Source organism: Acinetobacter sp. ACNIH1 (assembly GCF_002934695.1).
Lineage (GTDB): Bacteria > Pseudomonadota > Gammaproteobacteria > Pseudomonadales > Moraxellaceae > Acinetobacter > Acinetobacter variabilis.
In genome coordinates this window covers 3,072,582-3,090,244 of the sequence record NZ_CP026420.1, presented here as the reverse complement: position 1 = coordinate 3,090,244, position 17,663 = coordinate 3,072,582, and the positions used below count along the sequence as shown (strand labels likewise).

14 protein-coding genes are annotated in these 17,663 nt (G+C 39.4%); 3 read left to right on the top strand and 11 right to left on the bottom strand.

Annotated features, from left to right (window positions below; genetic code table 11):
- Positions 1-20: 20 nt before the first annotated feature.
- The 3 genes from C3F22_RS15050 (at position 21) to C3F22_RS15040 (ending at position 4,724) form a co-directional block, all read left to right on the top strand.
- Positions 21-1,556, top strand: coding sequence for a TnsD family Tn7-like transposition protein (locus tag C3F22_RS15050; protein ID WP_104426879.1), 1,536 nt, complete (start codon positions 21-23; stop codon positions 1,554-1,556).
- A 2-nt stretch (positions 1,557-1,558) separates the two neighbouring features.
- Positions 1,559-3,172 carry a Tn7-like element transposition protein TnsE gene (locus C3F22_RS15045; RefSeq protein WP_104426878.1) on the top strand — a complete coding sequence of 538 codons (1,614 nt, stop codon included), beginning with the start codon at positions 1,559-1,561 and terminating at the stop codon, positions 3,170-3,172.
- Positions 3,173-3,353: 181 nt separating this feature from the next.
- Positions 3,354-4,724, top strand: a complete 1,371-nt coding sequence (locus C3F22_RS15040) for a phosphomannomutase CpsG (RefSeq protein ID WP_171284762.1) — start codon at positions 3,354-3,356, stop codon at positions 4,722-4,724.
- An 80-nt stretch (positions 4,725-4,804) separates the two neighbouring features.
- Here C3F22_RS15040 and galE read toward each other — a convergent pair whose 3' ends face one another.
- The 11 genes from galE to C3F22_RS14985 all read right to left on the bottom strand — a co-directional run bounded on the left by galE (position 4,805) and on the right by C3F22_RS14985 (position 17,659).
- Positions 4,805-5,821, bottom strand: a complete 1,017-nt coding sequence (gene galE, locus C3F22_RS15035) for a UDP-glucose 4-epimerase GalE (RefSeq protein WP_005233256.1) — start codon at positions 5,819-5,821, stop codon at positions 4,805-4,807.
- On the bottom strand, positions 5,814-7,481 hold the full coding sequence (gene pgi, locus C3F22_RS15030) for a glucose-6-phosphate isomerase (RefSeq protein ID WP_104426876.1): 1,668 nt from the start codon (positions 7,479-7,481) through the stop codon (positions 5,814-5,816). The genes galE and pgi overlap by 8 nt, the downstream gene beginning before the upstream one ends.
- Positions 7,481-8,737 (bottom strand): nucleotide sugar dehydrogenase, encoded by a 1,257-nt coding sequence (locus C3F22_RS15025; RefSeq protein WP_104426875.1) that lies wholly within the window; start codon positions 8,735-8,737, stop codon positions 7,481-7,483. The genes pgi and C3F22_RS15025 overlap by 1 nt, the downstream gene beginning before the upstream one ends.
- A 15-nt stretch (positions 8,738-8,752) precedes the next feature.
- Complete coding sequence (gene galU, locus C3F22_RS15020) at positions 8,753-9,628, bottom strand: UTP--glucose-1-phosphate uridylyltransferase GalU (RefSeq protein ID WP_104426874.1); 876 nt, start codon at positions 9,626-9,628, stop codon at positions 8,753-8,755.
- A 26-nt stretch (positions 9,629-9,654) separates the two neighbouring features.
- The gene (locus C3F22_RS15015; protein ID WP_104426873.1) at positions 9,655-11,529 is read right to left on the bottom strand and encodes a polysaccharide biosynthesis protein; all 1,875 of its coding nucleotides are present in this window, start codon (positions 11,527-11,529) and stop codon (positions 9,655-9,657) included.
- Between the two features lie 135 nt (positions 11,530-11,664).
- Positions 11,665-12,834 carry a DegT/DnrJ/EryC1/StrS family aminotransferase gene (locus C3F22_RS15010; RefSeq protein WP_104426872.1) on the bottom strand — a complete coding sequence of 390 codons (1,170 nt, stop codon included), beginning with the start codon at positions 12,832-12,834 and terminating at the stop codon, positions 11,665-11,667.
- Positions 12,835-12,865: 31 nt separating this feature from the next.
- The gene (locus C3F22_RS15005) at positions 12,866-13,522 is read right to left on the bottom strand and encodes a NeuD/PglB/VioB family sugar acetyltransferase (RefSeq protein ID WP_104426871.1); all 657 of its coding nucleotides are present in this window, start codon (positions 13,520-13,522) and stop codon (positions 12,866-12,868) included.
- The gene (locus C3F22_RS15000) at positions 13,515-14,123 is read right to left on the bottom strand and encodes a sugar transferase (RefSeq protein WP_104426870.1); all 609 of its coding nucleotides are present in this window, start codon (positions 14,121-14,123) and stop codon (positions 13,515-13,517) included. The genes C3F22_RS15005 and C3F22_RS15000 overlap by 8 nt, the downstream gene beginning before the upstream one ends.
- Entirely contained in the window at positions 14,120-15,364 is a 1,245-nt protein-coding gene (locus C3F22_RS14995; RefSeq protein WP_104426869.1) for a glycosyltransferase family 4 protein, read from the bottom strand. The genes C3F22_RS15000 and C3F22_RS14995 overlap by 4 nt, the downstream gene beginning before the upstream one ends.
- Positions 15,365-15,438: 74 nt before the next feature.
- Positions 15,439-16,587, bottom strand: coding sequence for a non-hydrolyzing UDP-N-acetylglucosamine 2-epimerase (gene wecB, locus C3F22_RS14990; protein ID WP_104426868.1), 1,149 nt, complete (start codon positions 16,585-16,587; stop codon positions 15,439-15,441).
- A gap of 13 nt (positions 16,588-16,600) precedes the next feature.
- Positions 16,601-17,659: a glycosyltransferase family 4 protein gene (locus tag C3F22_RS14985; protein WP_104426867.1), complete on the bottom strand. Its 1,059-nt coding sequence runs from the start codon at positions 17,657-17,659 to the stop codon at positions 16,601-16,603.
- Positions 17,660-17,663: the final 4 nt, after the last annotated feature.

Below are 17,663 nucleotides of genomic sequence, written 5' to 3'. Positions count from 1 at the left end.
AGAATGGAGAGCACGGTATTATGATTTCGAATTTTCCAATACCATATCAGGATGAGCTGATTTACAGCGTAATTGCACGTTATGCAGTTCACAATGGGATTCTGAGTCCAAAATATCTCACCGAAGAATTATTCAACAACAGAAATTTAACACCAACTTACGATTTACCCTCTCATCTAGACAGGTTGGCCAGCTATTTACCAGATCAATATGATGCACTTATTTTAATCAGCCAACATACCCTATTACCAATTTATCCACTATTTCAAACTAAAACAATGATGAGTTATGCTGTGCAGGCATTAAGAAATGAACAGTATCAATCACTGCACATTAAATTGGGAAAAAATGCATCGCGGATCAAATCTGTGAGTCTTTTTCGATTTTGTCTACATTGCTGGCAAGAACAGATGGAACAATATGGAGAAGTTTACTGGAAACGTAGCTGGCAGATTACTGGATACGAGTATTGTACAAAGCATCAGCAACCGCTCTTTATGAGTTCTATCCCTTGCAATGGGATAGACCGAAAATTCTATTTTGCTCATTTGAATGCGCTGAAAGACTCTTCACAACTTCCATTTAATCCTCAGGACTCACGTCACCATATCGAGCTTGCGGAACTAATCGAAGAGCTACTTGCTCATTCAACATCCATTAGTATTCCAGATTTTTCGACTGTATCAGATGCTTATTTTCTGATTTTAAAAGATAGAGACTTACTATCAGGCCGTAAAAACATCCACTACGAAAAAGCTCGTCAGTTAGTCATAGATTACTGGGGTGAAAGTTTGCTTGCATATTATCAATTAGCAGATTTAGATAGTGAAAACTGCTGGCTGAAAAATATATTAAGAAAACATCGTAAAGCGTTTTCTTATCTTGAGCATCTCATCGTATTAAAAGCTCTTGTTCCAGAGAAAAATCCGATTGAAACATATAAGCAATATATTCACCTAGCATCCATGGATCTAGAAGAAGCCACCGAAACAGCAACAATATGTATTAATAATAAAGTAGATCGAATGTTATCTGAGGACCAAAAACAATGGACAAAATTAATCCTAGAAAGGCCAGTCAAACAGGCTCGCCAACAAAATGGCTCACTGTATGCTCGCTTATATCGCAATCATAAAGATTGGCTATTATTTATCAATAAATCAGCTTTAACTCCCCCGCCTTCTATCCCTAAACCACGTATTGACTGGAGAGCTCGAGATCGACAGTTTGTTAAACAACTCATCAAAATACGCGATGAATTATTAGAAGATCTAGACTCCCCACAATGGACAAAAAAGTTTTTTATTAGACAACTGGGTTCAGTGAGTATGATTGAAAAAAACTGGAATTTTTTCCCATTGACTTCAGTCTTTTTAGATCGTTATGCTGAGTCTGTGGATTGTTACCAAATACGTCGCCTGACTCGAACCTATATTCATCAACAAATTGAAAATAAAGACTATCCACCAAGTGTTTTTTTACGTGAATCTGGATTAAGTGAGCAGCGATTGACACCAGAAGCACGTCGATTCTTTAAGAATATTATGGGAAAATAAAAGTGGCTAACCTTCCATTCGTATGTTTACCTGAAGCAACACAATACTACAGTGCAACACAGATAACTCATCGTGGTAAAACTCGTTTCAATATTAAAACTACAATGCGCAATCCCGAAGAAAAGCGTTTTTTTTATTCAAAAAGACCAATTGAAAGTATCCTTTTATATCACTACAAAACACCACTGAGCAGTGTTTTCCCTGTACGTTTAGTCAACCATAAGCTCACTCAAATCAATTTGGGATTTTTAAACGAGACCAATGCAGAAAATTCAACTGTAAATACCCATCCGACATATCGCAATCGTCCCTGCTTCAGTTTCCAATATCACAACCCAGGAGATGCTTTGGAGGGGTGGACCATCCAATTACCTAAACTGGTACTCGCACGAGATCTTTTTTTCTCTCATCCGTATTTATTACGTGCTGCATTATTTTCTGAAAGATATACAACTGATGTCTTAATTGATCGTAATGATGCTAAAGCCTTTCATATTTTTGTTGCACCAAACAGAAAAATAACAGCCAAGGATCTGAAGGACCCTGTTTTTCTAAAAAAACTAGCATTAATTTTATTACATCCTGAATTAAATCAATCTTTTTTAAGTATTTATGAAAAAACCATTAAAAACCAAGCTCAATCTAAAGCCTATGATTTTGATATGGATGCTCCTATCCTCAAAAACATTGAACTTGATGTTGATGGATGTATTTATTCAGACAGCAAAATATTTCGGATCGAACGTATCAATTCATTCGGAAATTTAGAAACAGGAATACATAAACCTGTTAAATTTCATTTTTTATCCCAAAAAAGTTTTGGACAGGCTAAAGATATACTAGATAAAAACCAGCATACTAAAAAACAGACAAGTCAGGATAAATCTAAATTTGATGATGAAGCTAACGCTGATATTGATCAGGAAATTACACAACTCAAAAATATTGTGGGGGAAATTTATACCATAGAAGACCTACAAATCTCACTAAATACTTCATGCTCAGAAATTAATATAACAAGACGAAATACAAGTAGGGAAGCTCTTCATGAGGACCAACCATTTGCTGGTGGAGAAGGAGAAGACGAAGGCACCCTTCCAGGATTTAGCATAGAGGCAGAAAATAATTTTACAAGTTCAACTTATCAAGACCTTAGCAAAATGCTAAAAAAAATAGAAGGCAAAGGCTATAAAGTCAAACAAATTCATAATAAGTCTTTCATAAAATATGGCCGATTCAGAGGGCATAAACTGACTAATGGTCAAAATCGCCGATTTTATGTAAATCTAATACTCGACAGAGAAGATAATGAGCTTTTTTATTTATGTGAAATTGATACCTCTGATGGAAAAAAGAATATTTCCACATTACTGATACCATACGATGTTAATGCAAATAAAATCTTCCTGAACAAAACTTTAGAATCTTTCAAAATTGCAATTTTGTCACAGTCTTTAAGTTGGCCAAAAGACTTTATTAACAAAGTTTGTAATATCCAGTCATATATAATGATTAACCATATTTCAAAAAAAGATCACGTTGTATCAAATACTTATCATGCAGACTGGGCACAGCGCATTCTAGAAAAATGGAAATCTATATATGACTCACCATAAATCTCCAAAGTTATTCTCTAACAAAAGTACTGATCGTGAGATCTTACAATTACTGGCTGAATATTCTGGAATGCTGGCTCACAAAATTACGAATGAAGGAAGCTGAATTAAATAATTTTGGCTCTATACTACCAGCATATATTATATCTTTTTCTTATTTTCAGGGATTTTAATGACTTACATGACCAAACTGACCTGCTTTAAAGCCTATGATATTCGTGGCAAACTCGATACTGAACTCAATGAAGATATTGCCTATCGGATTGGTCGTGCCTATGGACAGATCTATCAACCAAAAACCGTGGTGATTGGCTGTGATATTCGACTCAGCAGTGAAAGCTTAAAACAGGCCACCATTCACGGTTTAAATGATGCGGGTGTCAATGTTCTGGATCTGGGCATGACCGGCACGGAAGAAGTCTATTTTGGCGCCTTCCATCTGGATGTGCAAGGTGGCATTGAAATCACGGCCAGCCATAATCCGATGGACTATAATGGCATGAAACTGGTACGTGAAAATGCCCGTCCAATTAGTGCCGATACTGGTCTTAAAGAGATTCAGGCTTTAGCAGAATCAAATGAATTTATTGACGTCAGCAATAAAGGCCGTACTGAGAAATATAATATTCTGCCTGAATTTGTAAATCATCTGATAAGCTATATTGATCCGGCAAAAATCCGTCCGATGAAACTGGTCATGAATGCCGGGAATGGAGCAGCAGGCCATGTGATTGATGCCATTGAGCAAAAGTTCCAACAACTCAATATTCCGGTCGAATTTATCAAAATTCATCATGAAGCTGACGGCAATTTCCCGAACGGGATTCCCAATCCGATTTTAATTAAAAACCGTGACAGCACCCGTGATGCGGTCATTCAGCATGGCGCAGATATGGGCATTGCCTGGGATGGTGACTTTGACCGCTGCTTCCTGTTCGATGAAAAAGGCCAGTTTATTGAAGGCTATTATATTGTCGGCCTTCTGGCTCAAGCGTTCTTGCTGAAGCAATCTGGCGAAAAAATTGTACATGATCCGCGTTTGGTCTGGAATACACTGGATATTGTAGAGCAATACCAAGGGATCACGGTTCAGTCAAAATCAGGTCACGCCTTTATTAAAGATGTCATGCGTGAACATAATGCGGCCTATGGCGGTGAAATGAGTGCCCATCATTATTTCCGCGACTTTGCCTATTGCGATAGCGGCATGATTCCATGGTTACTGGCTATTACCGTATTATCAGAAACACAGCAATCTTTATCTTCTCTGGTAGAGGAGATGATCGCCAAGTTCCCATGCAGTGGTGAAATCAACTTTAAAGTCGCCGATACCCAAGCGACCATCCAAAAACTTTTCGATCATTATGCCAATCAGCAGCCGGAGATCGATCAGACCGATGGGGTCAGCCTTAATTTTGGTGCATGGCGTTTTAATGTGCGGGCATCGAATACTGAACCGCTATTGCGTCTGAATATTGAAAGCCGTCGGGATCACAATCCCCGACCAATGCAGGATTATGTCGATGAATTGACTCAACTGATTCGGAGTTAATCTTCACGCATACAGTACAATAAAAAATGGGAGCTGTTCATCAAAAGCTCCCATTTTTTATTTATATCGCTATAAAGATTTTAACGATAGCCATTCGGATTCTGCTTCTGCCAGTTCCAGCTGTCAGCGAGCATGTCCTCTAAACCATACTGAGGTTGCCAGCCCAACTCTTGGACTGCACGGGTATTGTCTGCAAAACAGGTGGCCACATCGCCTTCACGACGAGGGGCTAATTCAAATGCAATCGCCACACCATTCACTTGCTCAAACGTATCTTTAACTTGTAGCACTGAAATACCATTACCTGTACCAATATTCCAAGCACGGCAACCTTGCGCAGTTAGACGATTATTGAGGGCACATAAATGTGCATTGGCCAGATCCACCACATGAATATAGTCCCGCACACCCGTACCATCCACCGTGTCATAATCATGACCGAAAATAGATAGCTTTTCACGACGACCGACTGCCACTTGAGTCACAAAAGGCATCAGGTTATTGGGAATACCTTGTGGATCTTCGCCAATCTGGCCACTTTTATGCGCGCCGACTGGATTAAAATAACGTAATAAGGCAATCGACCAACGTTCATCCGCCACAGACAACTTTTCTAACAGCTGCTCAACAATCAGCTTGGTATAACCATAGTTATTGGTCGGCATTCCGGTAGGCATTTCTTCATTTAAAGGGGAAGGATTATTTTCGCCATACACCGTTGCTGAGGAACTAAACACCAGTTTAAAAACTTGCGCGCGCTGCATCGCCTGAACCAGGCTGATTGAACCGGCAATATTATTGTCAAAATAAGCCAATGGTATTTGCTGGCTTTCTCCGACCGCTTTCAGACCGGCAAAATGAATCACTGCATCAATACTATTTTGCTGAAAGACTTGATCCAGTAACTGGACATCCCGGATATCACCTTCAACAAAGGTCAGGCTTTTCCGGGTCAACTGTTGCACCCGATTTAAAGACTCAGCAGCGCTATTGCAGAGATTATCTAAAACGATGACCTCATACCCGGCATTTAATAATTCCACACAGGTATGTGAACCAATATAGCCTGCCCCACCGGTGACCAGAATTTTAGCCATGTGACTTTCCTAACAGAATTTTAATTAAACCTTGGGTTGAACCATCCAGACTATCCAGATCGCTCTGTTCGCCATTAAGGATCGGCAATAACTGATTGGCAATTTCCTTGCCTTTTTCTACGCCCCATTGGTCAAATGGGTTGATGTTCCACAACACCGACTGAACAAACACCTTATGCTCATACAATGCAATCAGCATCCCCAGACTATAGGGATTCAGCTCTTGCAGTAACAAGGTACTGCTCGGCTGATTGCCTTCATACTGCTTATAAGCCGGCAAGCTCGCCAATTCGTTTTGATCCAGCGCTTCATTACCAAATGCCAGTAAACGTGATTGTGCCAGACAATTAGATAAAGCCAAATGATGCTGTTCGATCAAAGCATCAGCATTATCGACGTAGGTATATTGTTGACTGTTATAACGCTTCACTGGGGCGATAAAATCGCAGCTGACTGCTTGAGTACCTTGATGTAACAGCTGGTAGAAGGCATGTTGGGCGTTTGGTCCAACTTCGCCCCAAATAATTGGACAAGTGTCGAGCTGAACTTTTTCACCATTGCGCTGGATGGATTTACCATTAGACTCCATTTCCAGCTGCTGCAAATAAGATGCAAAATATTTCAGACGTCCATCATAAGGCAAGATGGCATGGGTCTGAATATCCAGAAAATTCGTATTCCAGGCACCCAGTAAGCCCATTAATACTGGAATATTCTGTTCCAGAGGCTTGTACTGGAAATGCTGATCCACGGCATAAGCACCAGCAAGCAGTTGTTTAAAACCGTCCACTCCAATACTGAGTGCAATCGGCAAACCAATACACGACCAGAGAGAATAACGCCCACCGACCCAATCCCATAACAACAGCTGATTTTCGGGTGCAATTCCCCAGGCTGTCATTTTTTCAGGTTTAGTGGATACCCCAATAAAATGATGCTTCACGATAGAAGGATGTTGGCCTAAAGATTTTTCCAGCCATAAACGTACTGTTTGAGCATTGGATAAGGTATCAATCGTTCCAAATGACTTGGAAGAAATAATGAAAAGTGTTGTTTCCGGACGTAACTGATGCAGCAATTCAGATAGCTGGCTACCATCCATCGTCGAAACAAAATGCACATTTAATGGCTTGGCAGATTGATATTTGAAATCCGAGAGTGCATGACTGACCATTAATGGTCCTAAGTCAGATCCCCCCACCCCGATATTCACTACATCTTGAATGACTTCACCGGTAGCGCCACGGCGTTGTCCGGCATGAATCTGCTCGACCAAAGCATACATACGGTCTAATTGAGCATGAACTTCAGCTGCCAAATCTTCATGTTGCTGGTCCTCTTTCGGCAAACGTAAGGCCCAGTGCATGGCTGCACGTTGTTCAGTATAGTTAATCGTCTGAGTGGAAAATAAAGACCCGATCCAGGATCTTAGATTTTGTGTCTCTGCCCATTCGATCAGATGCTGCACAGCATCATGATTGACTCTATGTTTGCTATAGTCAAAAACTACCTGCTCAAATTGCACCGAGTACTGATTAAAACGTTCAGAATCTGCTGCAAAGAGTTGGCGTAAATGGATCAATTTCAATTGTTCTTTTACAGAATTCAGCTTTTTATAAGCATTATTGGTATTCTGGTCTGATTTAAGCTGGTCTAACATCAACGTCCCACCCCAATATAGTTAAAACCGCGTGACTTGATATAAGCAGGGTCATAGAGATTACGTCCATCCAGAATCAAAGGATGCTGCATCAACTTGCTGAGATAAGCATAATCCGGGCTACCATACTGTTTCCAGGCCGTGATTAAACACAATGCATCTGCATCTTCTACCGCCTGATACTGGTCTTCACATAAAATTAAATCGATACGTTGACCATAAATCTGTTCAATATTGGTCAAAGCCTGTGGATCATGCAGTTTCACTGTTGCACCTTGCGCCCACAATGCTGCCAACATGGCATGTACCGGAGATTGCTGGATACTTGGGGTATTTTCTTTAAATGCAGCTCCCCAGATGGCGACTGTTTTCCCTTGCAGGTCTCCACGGAAATAATTCCATAGCTTTCGGAATAACAATTCTTTCTGTTGCTCATTGATATCCCAAACCTGTTCCAGTAACTGGTTTTTCACCCCTGAATCCGCTACCGCGTGAGTCAGCGTCCGGATATCATGAGAAAAGTTTTCTCCACCAAAGCCCACGCCAGGAAATAGATACGCGGAACCAATACGATTGTCGGCTGCCATACCCTGACGGACCTGTTCAATATCAATCCCCAGTTTTTCCGCAACGCTCGCCAGATCATTCATATAACTGATCCGGGTAGCCAGCATGCCGGAAATACTTAGCTTGGTAAATTCTGCATCCAGAATAGGCATAAACAGATATTGCTGGGCTCGAGGAAACAAGGGACGTAACAACTCTCTAACTTTGAGCTGCACATCTGGCTGATCGCAACCCACAATCAGTTGAGTGGCTTGAACGAAACTGCGAATAGCATTTCCTTCCTGGATAATATCTGGAAGATAGACCCAGTCATCATTCGGCAAAAGCTGCTGGAATCGCGCTGTACCATGCAAACCAAAGGTGGATGCATTAATCATCAGTTTAGGGTGCGCAAAGCAGGCATGATGAATGGTATTTAACATCTGAAATGCCAGCTGCTCTTCGGTTGCATTAAAACTGAAGAAAAAGACATCCTGATTAAAGGTTAGATGCTGAAAATCACAACAGTTTAAGAATCCTAATTCCTGCTGTTTTTGTAACAATACCTGTAAAGATTCATCTTGGAAATATGTCCGTGCAGGCTCATCAGTATTAAAACTATTACACCATACGACCTGATGGCCACATTCAGCTAACAGGGCTGAAATAACCCCTGAAAATAAGGTTTTTCCTAATACTGCGACTTTCATAATATCCCTTTTTTATTATAAGGCGAGTTCCTGAATCAATGCTTTAAACTCTGCACCGAGTTTAGGATGATCTATGCCATAATGTAATACAGCCTTAAGATAGCCGAGCTTGCTACCACAATCAAAGGTCTGACCCTTCATCCGATAAGCTTCGACAATCTCTGTTTGCTGCAATAGCGCAATCGCATCAGTCAACTGGATTTCATTGCCTGCACCTTTCGGTGTCTGCTCCAGTAGTTGCATAATCTTTGCCGGAAGGATATAACGGCCTACTACTGATAAATTTGACGGTGCCGTACCAATCGCTGGCTTTTCCACAATACCTTCCATCACCGCACTTTCACCTTCTGCAGGCGAAGCTGAAACATCCACAATCCCATATTGATCAACCAGATGATCAGGAACTGCTTCAACCATGATTTGTGATGCACGAGACTGTTCATAACGTTGAATCATACGAGACAGGTCATTTTGTGTATCTTGATCCTTAACCAGAACATCCGGTAACAGGACAGCAAAGTCATCATCACCAATGACAGCCTTAGCACAAAGTACCGCATGACCAAGGCCTAAAGGCTGTGGCTGACGTACGCTAATCACACTAACATGAGGGGGTAAAATTTCAGTAACTTCTTTAAGCAAATCGGTTTTATTTTTTTGCTCAAGTGTAGTTTCAAGTTCAAAGTTACGGTCAAAGTAATTTTCAATCGATGCTTTGGAAGAATGCGTCACCAGAATAATTTGTTCAATTCCAGCTGCAATCGCCTCTTTTACCACATATTCAATTGCTGGGCGGTCAACTACCGTCACCATTTCTTTGGGAATGGATTTGCTGGCTGGTAAAAAACGTGTGCCAAGTCCTGCGACAGGGAGAATTGCCTTTTTAATCATGTTATTCAACCTAATTATTTCCAAATTTAATTTACTTTAATTTCCTGACCACGCTGATAACCATCGACATAATGTTCAAGCTGCATTAACGCCCAGTCCACATCACTCTGAGTCGCTGTCAGCACATGCATACGATTAAATACTTCCAGAATTTCAGCTAAAGGATAATGCTTTTCTACTGATCTTAAAATTCGCTTATGTGAAGTAATCTCTGTATTTTCCTGGTCAATTAACAGCTCTTCATACAATTTTTCACCTGGACGCAGTCCTGTATATTGAATTTCAATGTCACCATCGGGATTTTGACTGTCTTTCACCTTTAAACCACTCAATGAAATCATCTGACGAGCAAGATCTTGGATTCTTACCGGTTCACCCATATCGAGTAGGAATACATCGCCACCTGTGCCTAAAGCACCTGCCTGAATCACCAACTGCGAAGCTTCAGGAATCGTCATAAAGAAACGTGTGACTTCAGGATCAGTGACGGTGATAGGTCCACCTTTAGCAATCTGCTGCTTAAATAATGGCACAACTGAACCCGATGAACCTAAGACATTTCCGAAACGTACAATACTTATCTGGGTTTGATTCTGTGCTTCCGCCATAGCCTGACAATAAAGCTCTGCCATACGTTTGGTTGCACCCATGACATTGGTCGGACGTACTGCTTTATCAGTCGAAATCAGCACAAAGGTTTCTACACCTTTTTTAACTGCGGCATTGACACTAAAGGCAGTCCCTACAGCATTATTTTTTAAGCCGGCCAATGGATTACATTCGACTAGTGGAACATGTTTATAAGCAGCAGCATGATAGACGGTTTGAACGCCATATTGCTCAATGACCCGTTCCAGTTTACTTTCATCTACTACCGAACCTAGAATTGGAATAATTTCACAGTTGGCACTAAGACGTAACTCTTTATCGATACTATATAAAGCAAACTCTGTCAGTTCATAAATAATAAGTTTTATCGGTTGATTTTTAATAATCTGACGACATAGCTCTGAGCCAATTGAACCTCCTGCCCCTGTAACCATCACGACTTTATCTTTGATATTTTTTTCTAATAATTCTGCTACAGGAGGAACTGGATCACGTCCTAAAAGGTCAATAATATCGACTTCCCGAATATCAGAAACCCGAATTTCACCATTGACCAGTTTAGTCAGTCCTGGAATCTCTGTAATTTTTAAATGTGCAGGTTCCAAGAATTTTACAATTTCGCTTTTTCGGATACGACCTACTGAAGGAAGTGCAATCAGAATTTCATCAATACGTAGTTTAGTAAAACATCTTAATGCGGTTTCTGGTGCATAAACTTGGATCCCACCAATATTTTGCCCATTTAGAGAAGGATTATCATCAATAAACATGACCGGTAAATGTTCATTTGAACGATTTAAAGTTGCTGCAACCTGCTGTCCCGCATAACCTGCACCGTAAATCGCAATCCGTTTTTTCGATACTCCTGCATATAAGTAAGAACGAACAATAAAGCGGATCAATCCTCGACTAAACCAGACCCAGGCAAACATCATGAAGCCAAACATCAAAGGAATAGAAGTAGGAATGAACGCATGTGTTGCATACGCAAGCAAATACAAACCAATGACTGCCAGAACAGTGGCTAGCCCTAATTTAACAATAAAAAATTCATTAAAAGTACGAACAATAAACCGATAAACACCACAAACAAATAAAGCCAATACGGCAATGGCACTGACCCAAACTGTACCAAAAGGAATATTGGGAACGACTTCTGCACCCAGATCGAATTGACGAATGGCATAGCAAAGCCAGATCAGGACAGGAAATATGCAGAAGTCCAAAATAACGAGAAATGTCTGTTTAGCCGCACGTGGAGATTCAACTAAAGGTAGAATGATAGATTTCACTTGCTGTGTCTTCTCAATAATTATTTATAAATTTTTACCTCATATTAAATATTAGAGAGAATTGAGGTAAAAACTTGGATAAATTTTTAAAGTGTACCTATAATGATACACTTTACATGATTGAATCTTAGAGAATTATATGCGACTAATCACCTGCTGAATAACATCTTTAGTTGTTTGAATATTATTTTCTGTTAACGTTGGATGCACGAGGAACATCAGACTGGTTTCACCCAGTTTTTGAGCATTCTTCAGACGCTCTTTTGGACGCCATGGCGTGTCATCAAAAGCATGCTCCAAGTAGACTTCTGAACAAGACCCACTAAAGCATGGTACACCTTCAGCATTAATTTCAGTCATGATTCGGTCACGTGACCAGCCTTCTGGTAAAGCATCAGTATTGACTTGTACATAGCATTTATAGGCAGCATGCACATAATCATCTGATGAACGATGAACTGTAAAATATGGGCTATCTGCAAATGCAGCATAAATTTTTTCCATATTTACATTACGCTGTGCTGTCCATTCAGACATCTTTTTCAGTTGAATCCGTCCAATCACAGCCTGCATTTCCATCATGCGCCAGTTCGTACCAAAAGAGTCATGTAACCAGCGGAATCCCGGTGGATGCTGTTTGTTATATATACTGTCAAAGTTTTTACCATGATCTTTATAAGACCACATTTTTTTCCATAAATTTTCATCATTGGTAGTGACCATTCCTCCTTCACCACCCGTGGTCATAATTTTATCCTGACAGAATGACCAAGCACCGATATGACCGATTGAACCTGCAGATTTCCCTTTGTACTTGGCACCATGGGCTTGGGCACAATCCTCAATCACATACAGACCTTTTTCTTTTGCCAATTGCATGATTGGATCCATATCACACATCCAACCCGCCAAATGCACACAAATGATGGCTTTAGTTTTTGGTGTTAGTACGGCTTCAATCGTACGTGCAGATATATTTTGCGAATCTAACTCTACATCTGCAAATATAGGGTTTGCACCAGCCGTCACGATGGAACTTGCAGATGCTAAGAAAGTACGTGAAGTAACAATCACGTCATCCCCTGCTCCAATGCCCAAGGCTTTTAATGCAACATCAAGTGCTACTGTCCCATTAGCCAATGCGACTGCATATTTAGTTTCTGCGAACTGAGCAAATTCTTTTTCAAACTCTCGGCATTCCTGCCCGGTCCAGTAGTTGACTTTATTCGACAACAAAACCTGGGAAACCGCATCCGCTTCTTCCTGAGTAAAACTTGGCCATGGTTCAAATGCAATGTTTAACATGATGTTTCCTGAATTTTTAAAATTTAAAAACTTATTTTTTCTCTAGAATTCTTGCTGGATTACCAATCACCGTTACGCCCGGTGGAACGCTCTTGGTGACCACAGCACCCATACCCACTACCGCACCCTTGCCAATGACTAAAGGTTGGTCAGGTGTACCCTGTTTAATCACGGCACCTGTACCAATATAGGCATGATCTTCGATATGGATATTGCCATTGCATTTCACCCCGGGAGCAAAGGTAACGTAATCGCCAATGATGCAATCATGCTCAACATAACTATATAAATTGGCATGAAAACATTTACCAATCTTGATATTGGAAGTCAGGGTCACAAACGGGCTTAAAGCAGCACCGGGGGCAATTTCTATTGCATCCATGCGCACGACATTATCTGCCTGAACCGCCCATAGCTCAATTGCATCTTGTTCAAGTTTTTTAGCTATTTTTTCACGGATCTGACTATTGGCAATCGCAATGAGAACTGACTTTCTATCAGCCTTTAGATTTTTAAATGCTGCATAATTTAACGCTGTATGTCTATTAACCGTCATTTCTTCGATCAGACTATCATCTATAAAATAGATTTCGGCATTTATATTCTGACGCTGTAATTGCTGGCGAGCCACAGGCATCAAGCTTCGGCCACAACCTGAAGCGCCATAGACGGCATAGATTTCAGTCATGGAGATTGTCCGTTTTTGTACCGGTAAATTTGGTCATTGTCGCTTCACCCTCTGCACTGATATCATCTTTTGCTAAAACTTTATGTACCGTTTTAAACATGATTTTGAAGTCCAGCCAAATTGACTGATTTTCGACGTACCAGGTATCCAGCTTGAATTTTTCTTCCCAGCCAATGGCATTGCGACCATTGACCTGCGCGTGACCCGTCATGCCCGGTCTTACATCATGGCGTTTGGCCTGTTCAGGGCTGTAGAGCGGTAGGTATTCCATCAGCAGCGGGCGTGGGCCGACAATACTCATATCGCCTTTAATCACGTTCCACAGTTCGGGCATTTCATCCAGACTGGTAGAACGTAGCATTTGACCAAAAGGCGTTAGACGTTCACTGTCCGGCAATGGGTTACCTTGCTCGTCCACAGCATCTTTCATGGTCCGGAACTTGATCATCTCAAAGGGCTTGCCATGTAAACCTGGACGCACCTGGCGAAATAAGACAGGCGAACCCAGATTTTTTTTCACTTTATAGGCTACAAAGGCATAAAGTGGTGAAAGCAGGATCAGGGCGATGGAAGCGATGATAATATCGAGTAATCTTTTCATGAATCTGCATTTTCCGGAAAAATGATAATTTCTAATTTTTCGGCAATCATTTTATATTCTAAATGTTGCAATACATATTGATGGCCATTGTTGCCGAGTACCGATCTTTCAAAATCTGGCAGCTTATATAATTGCATAACTGCATCTGCAATCGCTTGAGGATCTTCCGCCTCAATGGTAATACCTGCATTAGCCTGCTGCACTACATCGCTTTTACCAGAAAAAGCATGAATAATTGGTTTTCCTGCATATAAATATTCAGGCAATTTATTGGGAGCAATTCCAAATCTGTACAGTGGATTCTTTTGCCAGCCTATGTAACATACATCGAAATGTTCTAACATCGATTGAATTTGTTTTTTAGGAATAGGATCAATAAAACTAATATTTGTTAATTTTAAGTCCTGTACCTTATTTTGCATTTCCTGTTTTTCTTTACCTGAACCGACAAGCACAAAATGAATATCTGGATGATGAGAAACTAATTGAGCTGCTTCGATTAAATCATCAATTGCATTTGCTACACCGATGGTGCCGGTATATCCCACAATAAATTTATCTTGAGGGAGCTGCTTTAATACATCTACAGATAAAGCCTCTTTAGCTGAAACTTCTGCAAAAGATACTCCATTTGGTATCCAATGAAATTTAGCCTTGTCTAAGCCCCGAGTCTGCATATGCTCAACAGCATTGAACAAGTTAGAAAAAACGAATTTTGCATTTTGATAAGAACGGTCTTCTATCCATTGCATCAGGCGTATAAAAGGGTGGTTAGCGGAGTGCCCACCTAGCTCTATTAAAGTTAAAGGCCATATATCACGAACCTCAAATATAAATGGCACTTTAAAGGATTTCGCCAGATATTGTGCAGCCAAACTACCAATTGGTGAGGGTGATGAATACAAAATCATATCAGGCTTTTGTAGGCTAGAGTTCTTCAAGCCCCTTAATGCCCAAGCAAATTTAAACCAGTTTAGTACCCTCTGTTTACTATGTGCTTCTGCATATTCAGGAAGATTTATCCATATAAAAGAAAAATTAGGCGTAATTTCTTCAATTAAATATTTTTCAGAGAACTGCTTTGGATTTCTTAAAAGATGGCTATAACGTCCAGCAACCACATAAACTTGATGACCTTTTTTAACGAGCTCTTGTGCCAAATAGTAGTGTCGCCCCCCCATTGCTGTTTCAGGGGTTGAGCTATATTGGTTAATAAACCAAAATGTTTTTTTTTCACTCATTTCTATATTAAACACTTTTAGATAAAAGAATCAGAAAATATCTAAATTATTAGAATCTTCGAACTCACCTTAAATTAACCAGGAATAACATCTTTTAAAGAACTCGTGTCTTTTAGAAAGTCTATTATTTTCTCGCATGCTGTGCCATTACCATAAGGATTGTGGGCTTCAGTCATTTCCGCATAAACAACTGAATTATCAAGCAATTCTGACACAGATTGCTCTATATCCTTCGTCTTTGTTCCAACTAAACGCACCGTTCCCGCCTCAACAGCTTCTGGACGTTCTGTTGTATCCCGCATCACCAAAACAGGTTTACCCAAAGAAGGTGCTTCTTCTTGAATACCTCCAGAATCAGTAAGAATCAAATAACTGAGGTTCATTAAGTAGACAAAAGGTAAATAATCTTGTGGTGCGATAAGATGAATATTCGGAATATCTGTTAAAAGCTCATTTACAGGCTGCTGTACATTAGGGTTTAAATGAACAGGATAAACAATTTGAATATCAGGATACTTTTTAGCTAAATTACCTAACGCCTTACAAATGTTTAAAAAACCTTGGCCAAAATTCTCACGACGGTGTCCTGTTACCAATATCAATCTTTTATCCGTATCGAGAAATGAAAATTCTTTTTGAAATTGATTAGTAAGGGTCTGGTCATATTCAACTTTTTGCTTCACTTGTAGCAAGGCATCAATTACTGTATTACCTGTCACTACAATATGTGATGGATCAACATTTTCTTTAATCAGGTTATTATATGATAATTGTGTGGGAGCAAAATGATAGCTTGCTAGCACACCTGTTAATTGTCGATTCGCTTCTTCTGGCCAAGGTGAGTATAAATCTCCCGTCCGAAGCCCAGCTTCAACATGACCTACTTTTATTTTATGATAATATGCAGCCAATGAAGCTGCAAATGTGGTTGCAGTATCACCATGAACCAAAATTAGATCAGGCATCCATTGTTCAAATACTTTTTCAAGACCTTTGAGTACACCAGAGGTAATATCTGACAATGTTTGCCTTGGCTTCATTAAATTTAGATCAAAATCAGGCCTTAAATCAAAAAGCTCCAAAACTTGGTCTAACATCTGTCGATGCTGTCCCGTTACGCAGACTTTAGTTTCAAAAATTTGATCAAATTGTTGCAGTTTTAAAGCCAAAGGCGCCATTTTTATCGCTTCAGGCCGAGTTCCAAATACTAATAATACTTTCATACTTACCACTCAATTACGATAAAATAAAACTAAGTTCTTTTAAAGCAAGTTTTTCTGGATTAAATCTCTCAACCTGATCAAATCCATCTAAGGGAACTAGCTCTAACGTATTGATTTTTTTATTTAAGAAATCATCATTTTTAATAAAATAAACATTCGAAAAATCATCTAACATTTCATGACAAACTGGTAAATCAGATACAATAGTTGGAATTCCATAACTAGCCATTTCACACATCATTACTCCTTGCGCATCAAGGCGAGTAGGCATGACAACAGCCTTATAGTTATCCAATAGATCAGGGATACTATTTTGCGGTATAAATTTATCAATATGCCGTACGTTTTTAGGCAAATCATTATGTAAAAAATAGTCGCCTCTTCCATATATATCAAAAGATAAACTAGGATTTGCCTTAGCTAAGGCTACCACTAAATCTACAGCATATTTTGAACCATTTAACGGTCTTATAGTAATAAAATCCGAATAGTTTTCTGTTTCTTTATACTTATACTTTCTTTCATAAAAAGAGTAATTTATTGGATTATGAACAATAATTTCTTTAGAAGAATAACTAGCTTTCAAACATTTATTTGCCTCTGACCTCATCCACTCACTAACATATATAATTGAGACTTTATCAGAATTAAGGATCTTATTAAGTATTTTTAATTTAATTTTATCATAGAGCCATCTTAAAAAAGAATTTTCAGTAGACTTTTCCCATTTATAAGGTTTTGGATAGTATTTCAATACCTCTAAAACCTCATGACCATGGAATACAAATACTATTTTTCTTATTTTAGTTAAATTTTTAAATAAAAATAAAATATGGTTTCTTATGTTGGGTGCATGTGAGACAACCGAGTCATATTGTGATAATTCCAATACACTATCGGGAGAAACAACATTAATACCCTCATACACATAATTAGTCTTTGCACTAAAATTTAAAACAACTACTTTTACATTTTTCTTTTGATATTCTAAATTTCGGCTATGTACAAAAGCTAAATTATAAATATTTTCAGGACTAGGATAAGACTGAGCTAAAACAAGTATACTTTTCACAATA